This window comes from Candidatus Sororendozoicomonas aggregata (assembly GCF_031528575.1).
Taxonomy (GTDB): Bacteria; Pseudomonadota; Gammaproteobacteria; order Pseudomonadales; family Endozoicomonadaceae; genus Endonucleibacter; species Endonucleibacter aggregata.
Genome location: NZ_JAVLSP010000004.1, coordinates 14252 through 37447, shown reverse-complemented (window position 1 = coordinate 37447; position 23196 = coordinate 14252). Strand labels below are relative to the sequence as shown.

15 protein-coding genes and 2 tRNA genes are annotated in these 23196 nt (G+C 44.9%); 11 read left to right on the top strand and 6 right to left on the bottom strand.

Annotation, left to right across the window (positions count from 1 at the left end; all coding sequences use genetic code 11):
- Positions 1 to 162 precede the first annotated feature (162 nt).
- On the top strand, positions 163 to 1011 hold the full coding sequence (folP, locus tag V4C51_RS01365; RefSeq protein WP_330924326.1) for a dihydropteroate synthase: 849 nt from the start codon (positions 163 to 165) through the stop codon (positions 1009 to 1011).
- Positions 1012 to 1538: 527 nt separating this feature from the next.
- Positions 1539 to 2876 carry a phosphoglucosamine mutase gene (gene glmM / locus V4C51_RS01360; protein ID WP_330924325.1) on the top strand — a complete coding sequence of 446 codons (1338 nt, stop codon included), beginning with the start codon at positions 1539 to 1541 and terminating at the stop codon, positions 2874 to 2876.
- A gap of 67 nt (positions 2877 to 2943) precedes the next feature.
- Here glmM and nrdR read toward each other — a convergent pair whose 3' ends face one another.
- Entirely contained in the window at positions 2944 to 3432 is a 489-nt protein-coding gene (nrdR, locus tag V4C51_RS01355; protein WP_330924324.1) for a transcriptional regulator NrdR, read from the bottom strand.
- Between the two features lie 1377 nt (positions 3433 to 4809).
- On the opposite strand from nrdR, the gene V4C51_RS01350 reads away from it, so the two are divergent.
- Both V4C51_RS01350 and V4C51_RS01345 read left to right on the top strand, forming a co-directional pair.
- Positions 4810 to 5991, top strand: a complete 1182-nt coding sequence (locus V4C51_RS01350) for an MFS transporter (RefSeq protein WP_330924323.1) — start codon at positions 4810 to 4812, stop codon at positions 5989 to 5991.
- 816 nt (positions 5992 to 6807) lie between these two features.
- Positions 6808 to 8145 carry a hypothetical protein gene (locus tag V4C51_RS01345; protein ID WP_330924322.1) on the top strand — a complete coding sequence of 446 codons (1338 nt, stop codon included), beginning with the start codon at positions 6808 to 6810 and terminating at the stop codon, positions 8143 to 8145.
- A gap of 135 nt (positions 8146 to 8280) precedes the next feature.
- Here the strand turns inward: V4C51_RS01345 and V4C51_RS01340 are convergent, their stop codons facing one another.
- Complete coding sequence (locus V4C51_RS01340) at positions 8281 to 9558, bottom strand: endonuclease/exonuclease/phosphatase family protein (RefSeq protein WP_330924321.1); 1278 nt, start codon at positions 9556 to 9558, stop codon at positions 8281 to 8283.
- Between the two features lie 694 nt (positions 9559 to 10252).
- Here V4C51_RS01340 and V4C51_RS01335 point away from each other — a divergent pair.
- The 3 genes from V4C51_RS01335 to V4C51_RS01325 all read left to right on the top strand — a co-directional run bounded on the left by V4C51_RS01335 (position 10253) and on the right by V4C51_RS01325 (position 14129).
- The gene (locus tag V4C51_RS01335) at positions 10253 to 10714 is read left to right on the top strand and encodes a hypothetical protein (RefSeq protein ID WP_330924320.1); all 462 of its coding nucleotides are present in this window, start codon (positions 10253 to 10255) and stop codon (positions 10712 to 10714) included.
- A 567-nt stretch (positions 10715 to 11281) separates the two neighbouring features.
- A complete protein-coding gene (locus tag V4C51_RS01330) occupies positions 11282 to 13378 on the top strand; it encodes a protein-disulfide reductase DsbD family protein (RefSeq protein WP_330924319.1) in 2097 nt (698 codons plus the stop codon).
- 16 nt (positions 13379 to 13394) lie between these two features.
- Positions 13395 to 14129: a DsbA family protein gene (locus V4C51_RS01325; protein ID WP_330924318.1), complete on the top strand. Its 735-nt coding sequence runs from the start codon at positions 13395 to 13397 to the stop codon at positions 14127 to 14129.
- A 291-nt stretch (positions 14130 to 14420) separates the two neighbouring features.
- Here V4C51_RS01325 and V4C51_RS01320 read toward each other — a convergent pair whose 3' ends face one another.
- Positions 14421 to 14861 (bottom strand): H-NS family histone-like protein, encoded by a 441-nt coding sequence (locus V4C51_RS01320; RefSeq protein ID WP_330924317.1) that lies wholly within the window; start codon positions 14859 to 14861, stop codon positions 14421 to 14423.
- 547 nt (positions 14862 to 15408) lie between these two features.
- Here V4C51_RS01320 and pgm point away from each other — a divergent pair.
- Positions 15409 to 17046: a phosphoglucomutase (alpha-D-glucose-1,6-bisphosphate-dependent) gene (pgm, locus tag V4C51_RS01315; RefSeq protein WP_330924316.1), complete on the top strand. Its 1638-nt coding sequence runs from the start codon at positions 15409 to 15411 to the stop codon at positions 17044 to 17046.
- A gap of 171 nt (positions 17047 to 17217) precedes the next feature.
- Here pgm and V4C51_RS01310 read toward each other — a convergent pair whose 3' ends face one another.
- Positions 17218 to 17907, bottom strand: coding sequence for a COG3650 family protein (locus tag V4C51_RS01310; RefSeq protein WP_330924315.1), 690 nt, complete (start codon positions 17905 to 17907; stop codon positions 17218 to 17220).
- Between the two features lie 712 nt (positions 17908 to 18619).
- Between V4C51_RS01310 and V4C51_RS01305 the strand changes: the two genes are divergently transcribed.
- The 3 genes from V4C51_RS01305 (at position 18620) to V4C51_RS01295 (ending at position 20001) form a co-directional block, all read left to right on the top strand.
- The gene (locus V4C51_RS01305; RefSeq protein WP_330924314.1) at positions 18620 to 19339 is read left to right on the top strand and encodes a ribonuclease T2 family protein; all 720 of its coding nucleotides are present in this window, start codon (positions 18620 to 18622) and stop codon (positions 19337 to 19339) included.
- A 473-nt stretch (positions 19340 to 19812) separates the two neighbouring features.
- Positions 19813 to 19889: transfer RNA gene (locus tag V4C51_RS01300), tRNA-Met, on the top strand.
- Positions 19890 to 19926: 37 nt separating this feature from the next.
- A tRNA-Gln gene (locus tag V4C51_RS01295) sits at positions 19927 to 20001 on the top strand.
- Between the two features lie 442 nt (positions 20002 to 20443).
- Here the strand turns inward: V4C51_RS01295 and V4C51_RS01290 are convergent.
- Both V4C51_RS01290 and V4C51_RS01285 read right to left on the bottom strand, forming a co-directional pair.
- On the bottom strand, positions 20444 to 21361 hold the full coding sequence (locus V4C51_RS01290; RefSeq protein ID WP_330924313.1) for a TIGR01777 family oxidoreductase: 918 nt from the start codon (positions 21359 to 21361) through the stop codon (positions 20444 to 20446).
- Positions 21362 to 21525: 164 nt separating this feature from the next.
- The gene (locus tag V4C51_RS01285) at positions 21526 to 22518 is read right to left on the bottom strand and encodes a LysR family transcriptional regulator (RefSeq protein WP_330924312.1); all 993 of its coding nucleotides are present in this window, start codon (positions 22516 to 22518) and stop codon (positions 21526 to 21528) included.
- Between the last annotated feature and the right edge of the window lie 678 nt (positions 22519 to 23196).

The following is a 23196-nucleotide window of genomic DNA, read 5'->3' as shown; positions in this document are numbered from 1 at the left end:
TCATTAAGTATCAGTAAAAGGGCGGAATTATCTGCCCTTTTTTCTTTGTCCTGTGTTAGCCCGGATATTTCATAAACATGCTCCTGGCCTTGCTTGCTCCTTGCGGCTCCTAGGTAGAAAATACGACGGGTATCAGACATCAATAGCACTAAAGAGGTTGTAATGACTGCCAAGACCACGCTCTATTGTGCCGGGAAATCCCTGACACTGGACAAGCCAAAAGTCATGGGCGTTTTAAACATCACGCCTGATTCTTTTTTTGCAGGAAGTCGCCATCAGGATGATTGGCTTCGAGCAGCAGAACAGATGATGCTTGATGGTGCGGATATTCTGGATATTGGTGGTGAATCAACCCGCCCGGACGCAGCCGGTTCACCCACGCCTGAGGAAGAATTGAAACGAGTCCTGCCCGTGGTTGAAGCCCTGTCATCGCGCTTTGACACCATTATTTCTGTGGATACCAGCTCGGCATTGGTGATGAAAGAAGTGGTTGCTGCTGGTGCAGGCATGATCAACGATGTTCGCGCTTTACACCGTGAAGGTGCCCTTGAAGCCGCCGCGGCAACTGATGTGCCCGTGGTACTTATGCACTCCCTGATTGATCAGCCAGCCCCTGACTTTGTGCCTTATTATGACGATGTTGTCGCAGAGGTCAGTGAATACCTGTCCCGCTGTGTCAAGCGATGCGTCAATGCCGGTATTGCCAGAGAGCGCCTGGTGATTGATCCTGGCTTTGGCGGTGGTATGTTTGGCAAGACGCCGGCTTATGACCTCAGTATGCTGAAGCATTTTTCCCGCTTTCGTGAACTGGGTTTACCGGTACTTGCCGGGATGTCGCGAAAATCGTTTATTGGCGCTGTTATTGACAAGACCCCCGACCATCGCCTGGCAGGCTCCCTGGCAGTGGCAACACTGGCGGCTTGTGCCGGTGCCAATATTATCCGAGTGCACGATGTTGCCCAAACCCGTGACGTGGTGCAAATGGTGAGTGCCGTTAGACAGGCAGTATAAACCTCAATCATGCTGTTTTTATTGTTATACCCAAAGGACTTTCAAGCTGCTACGCGCCAGCAAGTCAGTGAAACCCAGGAGCCTGTCGGACTTATGCTTTCGAGCATAAAATTCAGTAGGGCGAGTCAGAATTTTCGATCAATTTGTGCGAATAGTTGACCTATTTAAGCAAATTGATTGGAAATTCTGGCCGCGCTTTCTGGATTTTAGGCCGAAATTGTCTTAAGTCCGACAGGCTCCTAGCAGCCTGCCAAGGGCAGTTGACTGGAGGGAACGAACGGTGCCAGCAAAGTAGTGGTTTGACAGTCAGCGGGTCTAGGAGCCTGACCGAGAATAGCGCCCGTAGCGAGGATTGCGAGAAATTGAGGATAAAAATTTCTGCTTCTGAGGAGAATAGCGGGGCTATTTGATGAAGAAACAGGAATTTTTAGACCAATTTATCGCAACCGCAGTAGCGCAGTCTATTCTCGGACAGGCTCCTGGACAGCCCCTTTAAGACTATCTCTTTATGGAGATTTATAGTAACAATGGCACGTAAATACTTTGGTACTGATGGCATTCGTGGCAAGGTGGGAGATTTTCCCATTACACCGGATTTTGTCTTAAAACTGGGATGGGCCGCCGGTAAAGTACTGGCAGATGAAGGTCAGGGTAAGGTCGTCATCGGCAAGGACACCCGTATCTCCGGCTATATGTTTGAGTCAGCTCTGGAAGCTGGCTTGTCTGCTGCCGGCATTGATGTTGTGCTGACAGGTCCCATTCCAACCCCTGCCATTGCCTACCTGACCCGCACTTTTAATGGTTTGGCCGGCATAGTCATCAGCGCGTCTCACAATCCCTTTTATGACAATGGCATTAAGTTTTTTGGGGGTAATGGCAGCAAACTTGCCGATGACGTTGAGCTACGTATAGAAGCGTTGCTTGATCAGGATATCAGTGGGATAAATTCCTTCCGCCTGGGCAAGGTCAGTCGTCTGGATGATGCTGCTGGTCGCTACATTGAATACTGCAAGGCAAGTACTACCCCTCAACTGGATCTGTCACACCTGAAAATTGTGGTTGATGCGGGCCATGGCGCAACCTATCAGGTGGGTCCTGCTGTTTTCAGGGAGCTCGGCGCTGATGTGGTGGTCTCAGGCGATAAACCCGATGGCCTGAATATCAATGACGGCTGTGGTTCCACCTGTCCTGAAGGGTTGGCAGCGAAGGTAAAAGAAACGGGAGCTGACCTGGGTATTGCCTTCGACGGTGATGGTGATCGCGTCATTATGGTGGATGAGCAAGGCAATGTTGTCGATGGTGATGAGCTGCTGTTTGTGATTGCCGTCAGCCGCAAGCAACAGGGCACGCTGAAGGGGGGGGTTGTCGGTACCTTGATGACTAATCTGGGTATGGAGAAAGCGCTGGAAGCTCAGGAGATTCCATTTGCCCGCGCAAAGGTAGGAGACCGTTATGTGAACGAACTGATGTCAGAGCGGGGCTGGCAGATCGGTGGTGAGTCTTCCGGGCATATTATCTGCCGTGACGTGTCAACCACAGGTGATGGTATAGTTGCAGCACTTCAGGTGATTAAAGCCATGTCTCTTTCGGGCAAGCCGTTGAGCGCATTGCGTCAGGGAATGAGCAAATTCCCACAGACAATGATCAATGTTCACGTGGCTAAACGCAAGGATTTAATGAGTGTGCCTGCCATTACCGAGGCCGTGGCCTCATCGGAAACAGCGCTGGCTGGCAGGGGACGTGTTCTGTTGCGCCCCTCGGGAACGGAACCTGTGATTCGCGTTATGGTGGAAGGTGAAAATGCCGACGAAGTGAAACGCCACGCAAAACAGCTTGTAGCAGTCGTAGAAAAAGCGCTGGCTTAAGCCCCTTGAGCGGCTACAAAGCGTTAGGAGCCTGTCGGACTTATGCTTTCGGGCATAAAAGACAGGATTAACGTTGGGCTTTTTCCGGTGGGCACACCTGCCGGTCTTCAGTTTCGAGCCGGTCAATCTCTTCCCGGAACTGGTTAAGGTCTTTAAAGTGTTTATAGACTGAAGCAAAGCGAATATAGGCAATTTCATCGAGCTGTTTGAGTTCATCCATCACGGCCTCACCGACCACCCGCGACGGCAGCTCGCGCTCGCCCGTGGCTCGCAAGCGCAATTTAATGCGACTGATGGCCTCTTCCAGTCGCTCAACACTCACAGGGCGCTTCTCCAGGGCTCGAACCATGCCGGCACGGAGTTTTTCTTCATGAAAAGGCTCGCTGGAACCGTCCTGCTTGACCAGCCGGGGAATCACCAGTTCAGCGACCTCGTAGGAAGTAAAACGCTCGCTGCATGTCTGGCACTCCCGTCGTCTGCGAACCTGGTTGCCCTCAGCAACCAGCCGTGAGTCAATAACCTTGGTGTCTGCGGCACCACAATACGGACAATGCATGATTTATATTTTAACCTTACTCTTTGCAGAGATGGTACCTGCAATGGTTGACATCCTCCCCGACGTGAACGACGGGGATTCCTGCTACCAGACGGCAATGCCCTGGGGTAGCGTATCCCTTACCAGTAGCGGTACACGCCTTATTCGACAATTTGCTCTACCTTTCGGATTGTTGAGATACACGGGCAGAAAGCGGAGGTATTTTACTTGTTACTTTTCCTGTCAGGTAGCGTAATCGCTGGAAACGCCTGACAGATAGAGAATACAATAAATGGCTTGCCTTACAAGCCTCGCTTACATCCCCGCACCAGAGAGGGTGTCGCGAAACGCTGAAATACACCCCGCACCGTCATCCTGTACAGGGAATGTACAGGAACCACATTCTATGGAAGGCGCTCTAACCACACGCATCATGGGGGGGTAGTGATTCACGTCCTTGTGGCATAGATCCCTTACAATCCCTGTACGGGATGACGACGGAGAAAATTAAGCGTTTCGCGACACTCTCCAGAAGTACTCCAGAATTACTCCAGAAGTACTCCAGAAGTACTCCAGAAGTACTCCAGAAGTACGGGGTTTTACGCGATTTCGATAAAATACGTCGATAAAAAGGCTGATATTCGTTTTTTTCGTCAAATATGACCGACAAAAGCCAATCCTTTTCATAGTCGTCATGCGTATCAGCAAAATGCCGGTTTTTTTATCCGGCAACCCCCTTGATTTTACTGGGCTACAGCCGAACCAGTGCCGAATTATAAAAAAATTCTATTTTTTACTATGAAAAACATAGTGTTGCAAGCGTTGCGGTGCTTAGGCAGTCACTTGCCGGTCGTCCCTCGAGTAGGAAGTAAGTCGCTGAAATTTATGAATTTTCCTGAAACGTTCTCTTATTTTTAATGATTAGGTATAAGCACTTGTTGAGTAAAAGATATTTATAAAATATTGTTTTCATTCCTCTACAGCAACAAGTAATTCTTAGAGGTTTTATAAAAAAATTATAAAAGGTGATATCATGAACTCTTCTACCCCTAAAAAGCTTAAAGTAATTAAAACCAACTCAACTTCTTGGTCTCGTGCCCCACGTTCATAAAATTCATGCGTGATACAATGCTTTTTCTTGATCAGGAAGAAATACCCGTTATTAGCGTCGCTCATGCTTGTTCTAACAATAATAACTGCGTACTTTCTAGAAGAGCTATAAATCCAATAATCACGCTAAGTACATGACCAAATGAAAATATATATTTTCTTGCTGGCACACCTTGCAAGACCTGTAGATCAACTTGAAAAGCAAATGGTCATGTACTTAATACAATTAATTCAAGAAACTGAACCTAACCATACACAAGCGCTAAGAAGCGCTCTGGAAAATGGGCTATGACAAAAAAACTACTTCTCGGTAATTCTTTGGTCATGTACGCAGATCTTGCGGTGTATGTGGTTTACTCATTACTTATATTTGATATATCAGAGTCCGTACCTTTGTCAGGAGCTGTATTTGGGGCTTTTGTATTACCGTCATTAATAAGCCCTTTATTCGGAAACATTATTGATAATAGCAATCCAAAATTTTTAATTGCTGGTTCTAATGCAATTGTTGCGATACTAACTACACCACTATTATTCACCGAAAATCATACTTCTATTTTTTTTGCTTATCTTTCTGCTGCTGCTCATGGTTTAAGCTACTCTCTCTATTCATCAGCTAAAGCTAGAATTGTCGTAAACTCCTATCCTTACGAAAAAGTAGGATCGATCAACGCCAAACTTAACTCTACTAGAGAATTAGCCAGGATAGTATCTCCTTTAATTGGTGCTACTATTTACAGTATTTGTGGTGTTTTTTTCTTTATCTTAACACAGTTGATTATTTTAATCCTATCCAGCCTATTTTTCATACGCCTTCCTTTAATGAATTACTTATTAAAAGAGCAAACCAATTTTTCCTCTTTTAAGGGTATTATGGATGGTGTTAACTACCTGGTAAATCATTTTACGCTCAGGTACTTTATAATTACTATTTGTATTAGTTTACTGATATCTGGATTCTACGAGGTATCACTAATTCAGTTTATTAATGATTTATCCCTCCCATCTTCTTTTTTAGGATCATTAATATCAATACAAGGAGCAGGCGCATTGATTGGAAGCCTTCTTTGTATTAGATTTAAAACCAGTGATGCTATGAGCTTAGTCACTAGTGGAATGCTAATACAAGGTCTCGGGATGTTTTTACTCCAATATGACCACCTTTACCCGATATACATCAGTTGTCTATTATTTGGGTTTGGCGCGCCTATGGTATTAATAGGGATGGATACTACAAGTCAAACATTGACTCCATTTGAGCTCCAAGGCAGAGTTAATTCAGCTATAGGCGCAATCACATGCTTACCTTTAGTGATTTCATTCCTTATTGCCGGTGCTGTAATTATAAATATAGGAAGAGGTTACACATCAATAATACTCCTTCTTGTCAGTATGGTCTGTGCTGGATGTATTGGTCGCATAAAAAATTCATTCCAAAGCCAGCAAGATTTTTGTAATAAAATCAGTTAAAACAATTACCCAACTCATCACCCTTCATAAAATGGCAAGTCCGTCTTGTGTTTTTAATGCCATCACCCCATTCACACAATCAGTGCATTGCGCAGTTATCAGTGTGTCGGGTCACTGTTATAGGCATAATGCTAAACAGGCTAGGAGCCTGTCGGACTTAAGGCAATTTCGGCCTGAAATCCAGAAAGAGCGGCCATATTTTCCGATGAATTTGCTTAATAGGTCAACTATTCGCACAAATCCATCGAAAAATCTGACTCGCTCTACTGAATTTCATGCTCGAAAGCTTAAGCTCGACAGGCTCCTGGTAACACTTTCAAAGATTTATGGGAAGTTGAATTCTTTACAACTTAACCTGATAAAATTGTAACTATATATTCAAAATAAGTTCTAGCAAATTACCAGTTCTTACCGCTTCTGATCTATTTTTGATAGTGATCTCAGTTTCGACATAAATAAATTAAAGGGCAGAGCATGATCAAGGTATTTGTACTATCAGAAAAAAATACATTCTTTCTAAACCTCCTCTGTAGCTTGCTGTGTTTTGCCTTGCTTTGTTTTGCAATAAAGACACATTCCTCTTTAATTCAGGAAATAGAGGGTTTGAAAGTGGAGGTTCAAGACGAGAATTTGTGCCCAATTTGCCTGGATATAAAAAAAGATAGTTTTTTTGTATCACCTTCCATATGCAATCATCTTTTTTGCAATGTATGCCTTGGGCATCATCTAGAGATTGCTCAGAGCAGTCGTAAAACGTGCCAATGCCCCCTTTGCCGAGAAAGTTTTACTCAAACAAGACCCAGAAAAGAGGTGGAAATGCATTATGAGCGATTAATATGCCCCGGTTGTCAGAAAGTTTTCTCCCGCGAGGCAATCAATGAGCATCTTGTTTCATGTGAAAAAAATAAACAAACTTACCAAGACAGGGATCAAGAGGTTGAGCAGGCTTATTTGGAGTACCTGGAAAAAAACCCAAAAAAATATGTTTCAAACAATATTGACAGCAGTCATACGACAGCCGCACGTGTGTATGATGAAAATAACCGAATTATTCATTGGACTGTTTTATCGGGAAATAATAAAGATGATGTTTTTTTGGGTTACAGGCATTCTATTTTTATGGACTGTGATAACCCCCCTGAAGTGAGCGTTGTTCAGTTTAATGAGCCGGAAAATGTCTCGGATAATTTTTCGTGCTCTCAATCAAAAGAACTGTTGTGTGTTTCCAGTATGTGTGGATATTTTTCTTTTCAACCAGAAAAAATGCCAGCAGATCTTCAGTTATTGTTAAGCGAGGGTCAAGAAGACCGCATTGAAAAGATGGCTCTTTATCATTCGATAGTAGCTGTCCAGGAAAATCATGGCCCCTTAACACTGGCGCTAACCCCACAGGTAGCGAGTAAGACATTGGATTTAACGAGAGAGCGTCGAAAGGTATTTTTACTCTACAGGATTAATGTACCTGGGCAAAAGGAAGACTATTGGGGGATTCAGGAGGTTGTCAAAGATCGCCGTATCCTTCTCGAACTGTCTGAGGATCTCAGCGTTATTGAACCGGCTGCCATGACCGAACAACAAGAACGGCAGATACAGGAATCAGCGGGCTACAGTGTCAGGGATAATGCTACCAATAGTGTTCGATGTGAGTTGTATCTTTTTTTCGATCCCAGTTATATATACCCTGATGCTTTGTCAAGCATCGGTCGTCCATCATACGATGTTACCCCTACTCAAACGTATCCGAAAAGCCATCAATTTGTTTCAAAAGCGTTCGATACCAAGCGAAAATATATGGTAGCAAGGGGGAGCGGGGGGATTGTTTTTTGTGATGGCGCTGAAGGAACTGATGACTGTGACTCTCCTGTATCTCCTGTAAGAGACGTGTGTGACTCTGTTGGGCATAGCTTTGAAACTCAGGCAACAATGAAGCTTTTAAGCCGTGGGTTTAAACTATCTGAAAAATTGTGCAGACCCGCCAAGGATCGTGTAAATGGACATTCCCTGATTTTAATGAGCCAATCTGTTGTTTTTTTAGATATCGTTTATTCAGGTTTTCCGGTATCACCGAAATCAATTCCTGCTCCGTTACTCAGTGAAATAGCAGAGCAACAACGAAAGATACTCCACTCCATAAATAAAGAAGCGGATAAATAAAACCTGTAAATTTTATACGGTACGATTTATGGCGTTTTATGCTCGAAAGCATAAGTCCGACAGGCTCCTAGCTACAGCAATGAGCACGACAAACCAGGGAGAACAGTTTGTCATGCTCATTATGGTGGTCATTTTTTAAAAAACAAACCTTGCCTGAAGCATAAAATGATCAGAAAGCTCAATATCACCATAATGATATAAAGAGACATTTTTTGAGGGTTCATACATACGAGGGTCATCTAATGCTCTGAGAACTGTGACCTGCTCAGTAACTTTTGATGGGGCAAGGTAATGACTAACAGGAATAATGTAGTCTATAAGAGATTTAGCCGTTTCTTTTGGGGATATCATTAAATTCAGATCTGAGTCGTTACTGTATTTTGGATTTTCATTTATACCGTTACCAACCCATTGATCATCCAAAGACAGTGCGTCCTTAAGTATACTGAAGTCAGACTTTTCATAAAAATCTGTATTTAAATCACCGACCAATATGAGAGGATTACTACTTGATATGTTCAAATCCCGATTATTAATAATATGTTTCCTTATTAAGGAAAACTCTTCATGTCTGGCAGCGATAGCTTTTTTATCACCTCCAGACTGCACATGCGTAGCGATAATATTGTAAAAACGCCCGCCTTTCTTTATTCTTACAAAAGCAGCGCCTTTGTTAGAGAAATAGTCTGCATTAACCAGCCGCTGATGATCCTGGTAATTTAAAAAATATTTTTTTACTATAGGGTATTTGCTGAGTATCAGCAGACCACTATACAAAGGTTTAAGGTATGAATGTCTGGGTATTGGGCTGTATGAATAAGGGTATTCTTTTTTAAAGCCAGCAATTAACTTATCCCTGATCTTTTTGTCCCACGCCTCTTCAAATGATAAAATGTCCGCATGTTTAAGAGTGTCACTTTTAATCATATAACTTATACGACTATTCATTTTATTCAAATCAAGCGCCGTGCCTATATAATTAGGGAATGCCTTGATATTATAGGCGTTAATGGTGAGTTCATTGTCTTTTGACGAATGTAATATAACGGGTGCTTTATCTAAAGCCAGGTACAAGCTATCAACCCCTTGCAAGGAGGTAAAATGATCTTTTTCTGCCACGGCGTATAAGGTGTATGTTTCGTTGTCAGGTGTTTTAAACGCATGTTTCCCTATCACACCGGGTGTTACTTCGCCTTTATCATTATTGCTGTCTAATAAAGTATACTGTTGACCGTTAATAACAGCACTGACTGACACAATATGAAAATCTTTGTCGGCGCCTTCCATCCTAGTCAAAAAATAGCCTTGTATTTTGTGCTTCTCGTCGGAAATAGTATTTTTTACTTGGCGCGCGTTCCCGGCCTCCGCGCCTTCTTTGACGGAAGCGACACGCTTTCTTTGGTAGGCTTTCAATGGACCGTCAATCGCGGCATGACACGAAACGTCAATACCTGTGCCACATGTACTTTCAACAGTAATGGGTGAGGGCGTATTGTCCATCAGATAAACATCATAACTGGCAAATACATTTTGACAAAATAAAAATATAGCGATCAATAGATACTTGTACATAAGACACCAAAGCCAGTATTTTTAAAAAACCAGAACCGGGTACGAAGAATCTCTTTAGGATTATTAACAAAATATAACCCTGAAAACTGAAAATCTGTCATTACGCTCGACATTTTTTACTTTTATTTTACAGGTAAATTTAGCCGGTCTCTTGTAAACGAATGTCATTATTTGTAAAAGATTTTAAAAGACTGTCAAAGCTATTAAAACAAGGATTTTAATACCTGAGCTGACAGTGTTGCCAGTCGCCCAGATCGACCAGATAGACATGGCCCAACTTGCCATGAATCGAGGTGTTCCATGATTTGAGCAGGGTAATAAAGAGACGTTCAAGTGAATAGAAGCCACAGACTCACCGTGTTCAAGATATAGGTATAAGTTACTATACAATTTTGGTAAATACGTTACACTGGAATAGTGCTCTCAGAACGGATTCGTCTTACCTGCACGAGGATGATCCGTTCGAAGTGGCAGATCTCACTGAGGGAACAGTGCGATCTATTTCATCAGGCATTGGTGTAAGGAGGGGCCCCCCATGAGCCATAACAAGTACAAGAGCCTGCAAGATCTGGTAGACAATTATATTGAGTCTGGACTATCTGCAAGGGAATACGTGGAGTGCTGCGTAGATTCTGGCGATATCAGTGCTGCTGAAGCGCTTAAGCTATTATCTATTCTAAGAGACGCTCAGTCTGTCACATTCAAGTTGGCTGAAGTGAATGATGATAGCTTTTCCGGTCTGAAAATGACGCTGATGCGAAAGAGCGATGAGCTGGATGTGAATGAGCCTCCACTGTTTAAAATTGCTATCAATGAAAGTCTGAACTCAGACCGGGAGGAAGTCATTGATATTCTGCAAAAGTTTGCGAAGGAGCTTGCCGTGCTGGCAACCAGGGACGAACTCCCCGAGGCCGAAGCCATAGACACTCTTGATGATTCACCTGAGGAATGGCTTGATCACCCCAATATTATGCCTGCTAGCGATACTCGTCATTGAAAACATCTGAAATGTCCGGCTGTTGCACAGGATTAACCGGACAACCTTCCTCCTGCTTCTCTTTTTTGTAAAAGAAAGTCCTGACACTTTTCAACATTACCCAATAGCGCTCTGTTGCCAGGCGTTCATTTTCCTGCATAGAAAACTGCCACCGTTTATGGAAAAATAAAGCGCGTAAACTTCACAGAAGTCTTTAATTTACGCGCTTAGCCTTCCTGGCGCTTCTGTTGAGACGTTTATAAACAAGCTTCTTAGCGACAGTGCTATACAACCGGACATGGGCCTCTGCTAACAGCCTGCCCAAGGAGCCTGTCGGACTTAAGACAATTTCGGCCTAAAATCCAGAAAGTGTGAGAAAGTGCGAGAAAGTGCGGCCAGAATTTCCGATCAATTCGCTTAAATAGGTCAACTATTCGCACAAATTGATCGAAAATTCTGACTCGCCCTGCTGAATGTTATGCTCGAAAGCATAAGGCCGACAGGCTCCAAGGTCCTGATCCTCGAGTATCGTACCTATAACTGTTATAAGTCGATGGCGACAACCCAAAAAAGTGTACTTTTAGCCTTATGATCAGTCGAGTATTAATGCTACTACCGCTAGTTACTCTGCTTTTCTCCCAAAGCAGCTTGGGATTGAGCAGCCCTTGGGTCATCAGCCCACAGCAACCTGATATAAAAGTCAGACTGCTTATCAGTGGAGAGGTCGACCCTGTCTCAAAAACCGTAATGGCCGGTCTTGAAGTAAAGCTTGCCGATTCCTGGAAGACTTACTGGCGTTCACCGGGTGAAGGAGGGGTGGCTCCGAAAATCACCTGGCAACCTTCTGATAATATCAATACCATTGACTGGCTTTGGCCACTGCCCAAACGGTTTGAGCTGTTGGGCTTCCATACACTGGGGTATCAAAACGCCGTTGTTTTTCCACTGTTGATCAGGGTTCACCGGTTAGACAAACCAGTCACTGTCGTCGGCAGGCTGGAGCTTCCTTCCTGCACCACAGTCTGTATTTTATCGGACTATAGTCTTAACCTGACGTTTACCCCTTCGATGCTTCAGCCTGACAGTGATGCTGCGTTTCTGATCAATAAGGGCGTGTCAGCAACCCCCAGAAGTGATAAAAACATCGCCACACACCCTATAGTCTCAGGGATTCATGATGTACAGGCATTTTGGGACAAAAGTAGTAGCACCTTGCGTATTATTGCGGAAACTACCCAGGCTCAGAACAACGCAGATGTCATAGTGGAGTCAGATAATACTGATATTTCGTTTGGTTTACCTAACCTTCACTGGCGTGGGGCACAATTAACGGCAACAGTAAAAGCCAGCAATTGGCTCAGGGAAGCCAATCTGGCCAACACATCTGTTACCGTGACCATTAAAAATGGTGATGATGCCCTTGAGAAAACTATCAAGGTGCAACCGTCCTCCTCATCGCTAAATAGTCAGTCCCTGCTTTCCATTCTTGTCTTTGCCTTGCTTGGCGGCCTGATTCTCAACCTGATGCCTTGTGTATTGCCTGTACTGGGCCTCAAGCTAACCACACTGGTTGAGGCTTCGAGGCAACCCCGCCAGCGAGTGCGCCAACAGTTTTTAAGCTCAGCGGCAGGCATTCTGTTTTCATTCTGGTTACTGGCCGGGGTACTGTTGCTTCTTAAATTAACAGGAACCCAGATTGGCTGGGGTATTCAATTTCAGAACCCCTGGTTTATTGGTTTTATGGCCTTAATCACCACAGGCTTTGCGGCCAATTTAATGGGATTGTTTGAAATCAGGCTTTCTTCCGGGTTTTCCACGAAAATAGCGACTGCTGGCGATGACAGTTGCAGAGGGCATTTTATCCAGGGCGCGTTTGCCACATTACTGGCAACACCGTGCTCAGCGCCTTTTCTCGGTACCGCTGTTGCCTATGCACTGTCGACGACCGCATTAAACCTTATCATTATTTTTACGGCATTAGGTCTCGGGCTGGCAACACCTTATCTTCTGGTTGCACTGAGTCCCGCCCTGGTGCGCTTTCTGCCCAAACCTGGCCGGTGGATGCGCCATTTAAAAATCCTACTGGCTCTCATGTTGACCGGCACCAGCTTATGGCTCATTAACTTGCTGCAAACCTACCTTTGGGCACCCTGGTTATTAATGGCTTTCTGCATTCCAACGGTTCTGTTTACCTTTTTGCTATTAAAACAGGTTTTACAGCGCGGCAAAAAAAGTATATTGTTCATAGCCTCGTCGGTTCTGTCTCTGGTCATTGCTCTGGTTTTCAGTTGGTCTACAGGCATCTTGCAGCCAAGTGAAAACAACAAACCCGCCCTTCCCTGGCAACCACTTTCTATGTCTATGATTCAAGCAGCCGTTGCTGAAGGGAAAGTCGTTTTTGTGGATATCACCGCTGATTGGTGTTTGACCTGCAAGGCCAACAAAATTCGCGTACTGGATCGCGCGCCTGTTTTCGATGCCCTGCAACAAAACACTGTGGTGCTAATGCAAGGTGACTGGACAAGACCATCTGATACCATCAACGAGTTTCTGAACAGTCATGACCGCTATGGTGTTCCTTTTAATATTGTATACGGCCCCGGTGCCCCTCAGGGGATTCCACTGCCGGAACTTCTTTGTAGTGACAAGGTGATGACCGCTTTGCAACAAGCTTCCAGTCAATAAAAAGGAATATTCACCTATGAAAAAACTGCTAATAATGTTTTGCATGTGCAGCCTGTCCCTGGTAACTCAAGCTGATTCCCTGACCCCTTCTCAGCAAAGCGAGGTTCGTTCTTTGGTTCGAGAAACCCTGATCAAACATCCTGACATTATCGTAGAAGCTATTAACGAACTGCAAAAGCAAAAGCAGCAGGAGCAACAGGGGAGGGTGCAAGCTGTTTTGGATGCTAATAAAGCAACCCTTTTCTATGACCGGCAAGATCCATACCTTGGCGCTGAAAAACCAGCATTAACCATTGCTTACTTTTTCGATTTTAATTGTACCGTCTGTAAACGCCAGGAGGTTGAGATTGAAAAAACGCTGAAAGCATTCCCTCAGGTACGGGTCGTCTACAAAGATTTACCCATTTTGGGGGAAAGCTCGTGGGAAGCGTCTGAAATGGCATTAGCTGTGCACGAAAAAGACCCGAAAAAGTATGCTTTAGTCCATAAAAAACTCACCTCCAAACCGGGGAAACATGACAGCCAGTCCATTTCAGCCGCTTTAAAATCAGAAGGCTTTGATGTGAATACACTTAAAAAAGGTAATACAAACAGTTTTGACAAACAATTGAATAAAAACATACAGCTGGCTACTCTGTTAGGTATTCGAGGTACCCCCGCACTGGTTTTCCCTGATAAAGTGGTAGTCGGTTATGTCGATGAAAAACAACTGGCTGCAATGATAAAAGAATGGCTAAAGCCCCATAGCTAATTTAAAAATATTATTTACAAAGAGCGACTTTACAGCGCTCTTTGTATCAAGGTGAAATTAACCCGGCTTTGCAGGGTAAAAAGATAAAAAATTTTAGTCAGATTGACGCATTTTAGCCCTGCTAAAAGGCTGATAGCTTTACCGGATGTATAAATTTTGATCAAAGCGGACTCTAGGGCACTTCCAAGAAATACCAAAGAAAATGAACGTCTTTTTTATTGGCAGTTTGCTCAAAAATGCACCAACTCAGCAGTCATTTCGACCCACGCTTACTTATTTTCTATTGAATGTTTATGTTTCTGTTCTTCCCAGCTCTGAGACAATGCAGTCTTTACGATCTTTGCCAGTGCGCTGCAGGAACTCAGAAAACTCAGCAGGAATCCTGCCAGTAGTCACACCTTCCCAATTAACAGAATTGCCGTCTTTTGTTTCGTAGGAGAAAACAAAGCGCTCACGAGGCTTATGCTTGCGAGTCGACGTGCCAACACTGATCGCACCTAAGTCTTCCAGCGAAAGGCCCAGTTCTTTCATTTGATTAACAACAGCTTCAACGGCTTCACGCTTTCGGCTTTGTTGTTGTTGTTGTTCATGCTGAAGCTGCAGCTTCTCATCATAAATGCTCTCAATACGGCTAACCACGCGCTGTAAGTCTTCTACGTGCATATCCTGAAACAGTTTACGCATCTGTACTTTAGACTTGAGAATATCAATCGCTTCTTCAAAAATATTCATTCTATACCGACCAGTCTTTAATAAAATATGCTGGGTAAATCAAGGCAGGGTAATTCACTACTGAACAAGACCGCCTGTAACCTTATGATAGCGGAATCTTATTTCATAGTCACCCCGATTCATCACTATACCAAAATAGTATTCTGTAAATTTAAGGAATTATACGCTGCCGGTTGCCATTAAATCATTTCCTCCATCGGGGACGCTTGTTAAATGCCACAGAAAAATAAAGCGCTAATTGTGAGGTAATGGATCATGAATTAGACGGTGTTATGAAAAACAGTAAGGTACCTATAGACATTGAGCGCTAACTATGCGAAAGCGATAGACAAAATTTCCAGCTTGGGTTTGCCTGGACGCTTTTTAAACCTGCATTCAGCCGTTGAATAGCCCTTATACGCGAAAATCAGTACCCGATGAGATCACCCCAGCGCCTGTTTTGACCTTGTGTGCTACTAATATAACAAAAGCAAAGTGACAATAAGGAGTTGCTTGTGCTCTGCCAGCCATTATTATGAATGCTATTTTCTCATAAGATGGATAGATTATGCATCCCCTTGCTGGTCAACCTGCCACCAGAGATGTTCTGGTCAATATTCCTCGTTTAGTCAGTGACTACTACATAAACCAGCCCGACACTGATAACCCACTTCACAAGGTTGCCTTTGGCACGTCAGGACACCGTGGGAGTTCGTCGCTGTGTACCTTTAACGAGGCGCATATACTGGCTATCAGCCAGGCAATTTGTGATTACCGGGTTCAGCAAGGTATCACAGGTCCCATCTTTTTAGGTATTGATACGCATGCGCTGTCTGAACCCGCGATGACCAGTGCTGTTGAAGTCTTTGCGGCTAATCATATGGAAACAGTGATTCAAACGGGTCGAGGCTATACGCCAACGCCGGTTATCTCCCACGCGGTTGTGTCCTTCAATCGTAAAAACACCCGCCATGCGGATGGTGTTGTTATCACGCCTTCGCATAATCCGCCGTCTGATGGCGGGTTCAAGTACAACCCACCCCATGGTGGGCCTGCAGAAACAACCGTGACACGCTGGATCGAACAACGCGCTAATACGCTGATCAGGGAAAGTTTAACATCAGTCAGGCGCATAAATTTTACCAAAGCAATAACATCTGGTTTCGTCACTGAGCAGGATTTTATGCCATCGTATATTCAAGACCTTGATGAGGTGGTGGACATGAAAGCCATCAGGGATGCCCGCTTAAAAATAGGTGTTGATCCACTAGGGGGGGCCGGGTTGTATTATTGGGAACCTATTGCTGAATACTATGGGTTGAACATTGAGGTTGTCAGTAAAAAAATAGATCCTACCTTCTCATTTATGCACCTGGACAAAGACGGCAAAATCCGAATGGATTGCTCCTCTGCCTGCGCTATGGCCGGATTGATTCAATTAAAAGATACATTCGATATTGCCGTTGGCAATGATCCCGATTTTGATCGCCACGGCATTGTGACACGCGAGTACGGCTTACTAAACCCTAACCATTACCTGGCGGTTGCCATTGACTATTTGTTCCACCACCGCCGTGACTGGCCAGCACAGGCAAAAGTAGGCAAAACCATCGTCTCAAGCAGCATGATTGACCGTGTCGCTGTGGGGCTTCAGAAACAGGTAGCCGAAGTTCCTGTTGGTTTTAAATGGTTTGTGGAAGGGCTGGCAACCAATACCATGGCTTTTGGCGGAGAGGAAAGCGCCGGCGCAGCCTTTCTGCGCAAAGATGGCTCGACCTGGTGTACCGATAAAGACGGTTTTATCATGGCGCTATTAGCGGCTGAAATCACCGCGGTCACCGGCAAAGACCCTGGAGAGCACTATAAGAACCTCGCTACCCGTTATGGCGCACCTGTCTATCAACGTATAGAAGCCCCTGCCACTGATGTACAGAAAAACCGATTAAGCCAGCTAACCCCGGAACAACTTAAGGCTGACACTCTCGCGGGTGACCCTGTTATGACTACGCTCACCCATGCGCCATGGAATAATGAAGCCATTGGCGGACTCAAGGTGACCACTGAAAAAGGCTGGTTTGCTGCCAGACCTTCAGGGACTGAGCCAGCGTATAAGATCTACGCGGAAAGCTTCGACGGTGAACAACACCTGGAGCAAATCCAGTCAGAAGCGCAAGCTATGGTTTCCGAGGTGGTGGATAAGGGCTGAAGAACGGGGCGTGGGATGTTTCTGTCAGGGCACATCCCGCTACTTGCCTTTGAAACGACTTGCTGGTTGATATACCCGTAACGCTCACACCTGAAATAACGGGAGAGCGTCAGCGGTTATGCGATTGTTGTGTTTTTTCCTCTGTCAGCCAAGGGCGTCGGTATTGCAAAACTACAGCGCTCTGCCACACCCTTTATAGGTTTGACCACCATAATGAACCGTCACTGAAGTATCAAAAGGTTCACCACTGATGGTGTCATTACAGGCTTTACCCTCAATTTGCACTGTTATTTGCTGATGACCATTGTTGAGGCGATAGGTGGAAGTGCGCTTACTGGCATCTGTGACAGGCTTGGTGGTTTTGAACAGGGCACGGGTTTTGCCGTGATCGCCCACAAACACGGTATTCCCCTGAAGGCTCAATTCCAACGTCCAGCCGGGCTTATTACCCGCTGCCCGAAAATCAGCCCCCCGTAACTTAGCCTCAACCCAGACAGCTTTTTCAGGCTGGTTACGGCATTGCTCCGGGCGTTTATCATTCACTTGAAACATTCCGTTATTGCCTTTTCCCCACAGGCTATACTCACCATTAGAGAATATAGCGGCACCATCGGCTGTTTCTTTGCGTACCAGCCGCTTGGCGCCTTCAGGTAAAAAAATCCAGGCTTCGTCCTTTTGTACATTGACCGGGAACTCATAACCACCTGTACACAACATATACAGGGCACGGCCTTTCATGGAAGCACTCGGAAAACTGTCCTCGGCAGGCGGCACGCCCTGCACCGGTTCCACTGGTTTTTGTGGCTGGCTGCTACAACCTGTTAACAGCAGCACAAGCAGAGCACAGACTACTTTCGTCATTGTTATTCACAACTATAGCGGTGTTATTTACTGGGGATTATACCGTGATTTGCCAAAAACACGCCCTTTTCTTTCATGATGTCACAGAATCCCGACATCTTTCTCCTGGACGGTAATGCCCTGGTGCAGCGTATCCCTTCACAAAGGGTAGACCTGATTAAATGCTAGTATTTTTTTAAAATGAGGATAAAACTCATGGCTAGGAGCCTGACCGAGAATAGCGCCCGTAGCGAGGATTACGAGAAATTGAGGATAAAAATTTCTGCTTCTGAGGATAATAGTGGGGCTATTTGACGAAGAACCAGGAATTTTTAGACCAATTTATCGCAACCGCAGTAGGGTAGTCTATTCTCGGACAGGCTCCTAGGAGCCTGTCGGGCTTAAGCTTTCGAGCATGAAACTCAGTAGAGCGAGTCAGATTTTTCGATGGATTTGTGCGAATAGTTGACCTATTTAAGCAATTTCACCGGAAAATATGGCTGCTCTTTCTGGATTTCAGGCCGAAATTGCCTTAAGTCCGACAGGTTCCTGGTGTGTGTATAGAGTTGCATTTGAAGGAAATCGCAAAAGCCACAGTGGCAGCCCGATACTCTGGTTGGTTCCGGGCGTTTATTCCTGACAATGTATCATGTTGATCAGGGTAACTTCTCTCAGGGGATTCACCAAGGCTCAAAACTTAATGTCTAACCTGAGGTTGTAAAAGGTTATATAAATGACATCACTTTATAGAAAAACGCTTTTTATTTTATGGATGCTTTTAATGCATCGTGTGGCAACAGCTGATGATATTACCGTGACTAACCTGCCTTCAGGTTATTTTCCAGTGTATTTGTTAGCATTAACCTGGTGGCCAGAGTATTGTACGACAATTAATGAATATAACTGTAGTCAGTTATCCGGCAAATATACACAAACACATATAGGACTGCATGGTTTATGGCCACAATATTATAGAATACCAGCAACTTATCCTACTTATTGTTTAGATAGTCCAGGTGGTGACGCTTTTGATAAAAACAAACTAACTCAGGAAACATGGCAGCATTATCAATCGCTTGTGCCTTTTGATGCTGAGCAATTAGCTCAGCATGAATGGGCTAAACATGGGACTTGTAGTGGTTTAACACAGCAACAGTTTTTCCAAAAAAGTATTCAGGCAGCCATGCTTACACTCGGTACGCCAATAGGGTTTCAATCTTATATTGGTAAATCATTGTCCTATACTCAACTAGCTAATTTTTTTGGTGGAGTGGATAGAGTAGAGCTTATTTGTGACTATGACAGCACTGATGATAAATATTATTTTTCACAAGTTATAACAATCTGGGATAAAAATACAAGTAAACCATTAAGTAATCCCGGATTTGAATCAAGTTGTCCCAAAAACAAGCCTATCTACATTCGTTCTGTGGGTAATCCATCAAAAAAATAAACACAAATTAAATTATTTGTAACGATTTTTTTCTTATTAAACGTGTCTGAAAAGAAAGCTTTGACATCCTCCTCCAGCTAGGTCGCTGGAGGATTCCCATTACTGGGGCGTTACTTTCTTGCGAGTTTACGCGGGTTTCTGCTTCCACGTTACAGCCACGAGGGACTTACATTAACTCCACAGACTTTACTTCCCCTCTGCCTGAGGGTAGGTCTTCAACGACGGAAAGAATATTAGCGGAATGTTAGACGAAATTTACCTCCCGCCTGGCTCGGCGGGAGTACTCCTTCGGAAACGGATAGAATTAATAGGTATAAACAACTACTGCCGACTGGCGCTTTTTTCCGGCATTATACGAACCGAAATCAGTTGAATACGCTTTATCTCTTGCAGAACATACCGTCCAAAGAGACACCTTAGGGACACTTGAAAAGCTGCTCCTATTATCGTAAGCTCCTGTTTCCTTAAATAAGGGCTAGGTAGCTCAGTTGGTTAGAGCACAGCACTCATAATGCTGGGGTCGGCAGTTCAAATCTGCCCCTAGCTACCATTTCAAGTGTTTTAGCACGTGGTTTTAAGGTTTTTACTGGGGTATCGCCAAGCGGTAAGGCATCAGGTTTTGATCCTGACATGCGGAGGTTCGAATCCTCCTACCCCAGCCAAATAAAAAAGCCTCTCAATTTGAGAGGCTTTTTTATTGCCTGCGCAATGTCTGACCATTGAACGCTTCAGCGTTCAGTGGTCAAAAAAGTTACTTTAAGCGACTGAGTAGAACTCGCTGCTTCTCAACCCACCGGCCCATCAGCTTTTTACCGCGGGTAGTGTCGATTTACAGCCCAGGCAAATTTTTTAGAGTGACGACACTGCTTGTTGGAGTAAAGCTTGGTGGTAGAGTCCATAACTTTTCCCCAGGCCAGTATGCGGTTTACACTGCCCAGCAGTATGTCTTAAAGGGTGGAAGCGTCTGGTTCCACTAGGAGCCTCTCGGTATCACTGTCTGATTTGCCTGACAGTGACCCCTACAGAGAATCAATACTTAACTAACCCAGATATTTCATAAACTGCCCTTAGAGCCGCAAGGAGCAAGCAAGGCCAGGAGCATGTTTATGAAATATCCGGGCTAAACCACCGGGAAAAAACGTGCTGCAAATCCTGATGCCCAAAGCCAAACCCTGCCTGTACGATTTTTTCAGGGACAACGTACTGTCCCCCTGTGACCAGGACAGAGGATTCACCTAACAGTAACTGTAATAACTTGGCAGGCATAGTCAGGATGGTGGGTCGTTTTAATGCATTTCCCAGTGCCCTGGTAAAGCTTTCGTTACTCACAGGCTGAGGGGCAACGGCATTGAAGACGCCCTGGCACTGCGGATGCTCCAATAAAAAAATTAACAAACGTACCATGTCGTCAAGGTGTATCCAGGACATTATTTGCTGACCTGAACCTATCACTCCCCCCAGTCCCAGACGAAAAGGGGGCAACATTTTTTTCAGAGCGCCACCTTTGGGATGAAGAACGATGCCTGTGCGCACAATGCATGTTCTCACGCCCAGTTTTTCAGCCAGGCGGGCTTCTTGTTCCCAGTCAGCACACAACTGTGCGGCAAAATCTGTACCTGGGGCGTCATTTTCAGTCAACTGTTTTTCCAGAGGCCGCGAGCCATAATAGCCAATGGCTGAGCCGCTGATGAGTACTTTCGGCAGTGTTGTCCGGGTTTCCATCCAGCAAACTAACGACTGAGTCAGAGCAATACGGCTGTCCATCAGAGCCTGCTTACGTGACAGTGTCCAGCGCCCGTCCATAATCCCTTCACCGGCCAGATTAACAATGCCATCAAAAACGTCAGATGCCGGGATAACCGATAACGATGAAACCACATTGACAGGGCGTGCCCATCGCTTCTGGACAGCTTGTGCGTTTTGGCGACTTAATACCGTGATAGCCACCTCTGTTTGCAGCAGTGACTCAATCAGTGTTGAGCCAATAAACCCGGTGCCACCAGTTACCAGTATCTTTTTCATTGACATTCACCTGCATCAGGGTTGTTATGGACGGTTTGCCGGATATTCAACGATAGGGCATCAGGGGCAACGCCACTATAAAAAATTCGGCTACTGTCGGTTTTGCATCAGGGACATTCTGGCAAACTGTTATTTTCATCGTTCAAAGGTGACCTGTAATACACTCAGGAAGATTGTGGTGATTGAACCTGTTGAATATGCCCAATGGAAGTGCCAGGTAAATGGGTTGCGGAGACCTGTTTATGCCGGTCAATTTCTTCCCGAATGATATCCAGTAACCAGTGATAAAAAGGGTTTTGACGTTGGCGACTGTGGAAATAAGCCCTGACTTTCAATAAATCAGAAAACTCACCAGGAGTATCAATCATGGTTAAAGAACCACTGATTTCTGGCAAAAATTCCCTGCTGCCAAACATAATCATGTCGGAGGTTTCTATCAACCGAAAAGCAGCATTCAGCTGGCCGATGCATGCCTTGACTTTGGGCTTGTATCCCTGCTGCTTGAAAAGGGTTTCCACTACTGTCACATAACCACTGTAGTTGGAAGACTCATGGATCAGCACAGGTTGTGCTGCTAAAAGATCAAATGTCACTTGTTTTGCCGTTGTCAGAGGGTGCTCCTGTCGGCAGATGATAACCATGGAGGCTTGTGCCAATGTGCGCTGGACCAGGGATTTGGGGTGCTGGTCAATAATGTGAATACCTATGTCCAGCTCTTCCCTCTCGAGTTGTTTGAGTGTGGTTTTGCTCCATAATTCAGAATGGAAGGTTAGCTTTGGCGCCTCTTGTGCCACTCGGTGATACAAGTGGGGTATCAGCCAGCCACCCAACGCCTGAGGTACCGCGATATGCAATCTCCCACCTGCCCCTGTTGGGCAAAAGTGCAAAGAACGCTGGAGCAGGTTATCTAATTGATTAACAATGCCCGGCAACTCATCCATAATGGCATGGACGCGAACAGTGGGTATTAACCCGTTGTTAGTCCGAACAAATAATGGGTCACCCAAAGCTTCTCTTAGCAACCTCAACGAATAACTAACAGCCGGAGGCGTGATGCGCAAGCGCTCTGCGGCCGCTTTCACGCTTCCTTCCTGATAGAGAATGGTTAGTGCACGAAGGTGATTCAATGCAATGTTTTGGATATCCTTGCCAGACAAAATGAATGCTCCAGAGCTGAGGGGCGGCATTGAGGGCTTATCGAACTAAAAGGTATGTTGGGTTTATTGAGCAAATAACAAGGCATGGCCCAATGCGTTCGGCTCTCAAACGCAGTTGTCTTATGTGAATACCCCCGTTTGCAAGTGCCCGTCGCTAGGAGCCTGTCCGAGAATAGACTACCCTACTGCGGTTGCGATAAATTGGTCTGAAAATTCCTGCTTCTTCGTCAAATAGCCCCACTATTATCCTCAGAAGCAGAAATTTTTATCCTCAATTTCTCGTAATCCTCGCTACGGGCGCTATTCTCGGTCAGGCGCCTAGAGCTTTCTTCCTTATTTGAAAGGTATCAGCCGTCTCCCGGGCTCTGCCTGAGCATTACCTTCAGAAGCCCTTATCCAGCTGCGCCTCTTTTTTTAACCCGAAAAGTCCTGACTATAACGGCAGCTTCTCTTATGATATCCACAATGAGGTTAAAATCATAACAGCGACCAGGACACTGCCTTGCGTTTACATACACTTTTTAGAGTCATCATTTAAGGCCATTTTTTTGTCTATTGCCAGATTCTCTGCGCTTAAGCCTTTTATAATTGTTCTATCGTACTTATTTCTTTCCTTTATTCCCGGAGCAGCCCATGCCTGATGAGCTTGTCCTGACAAACTTTGTCAGTTTGACTAAC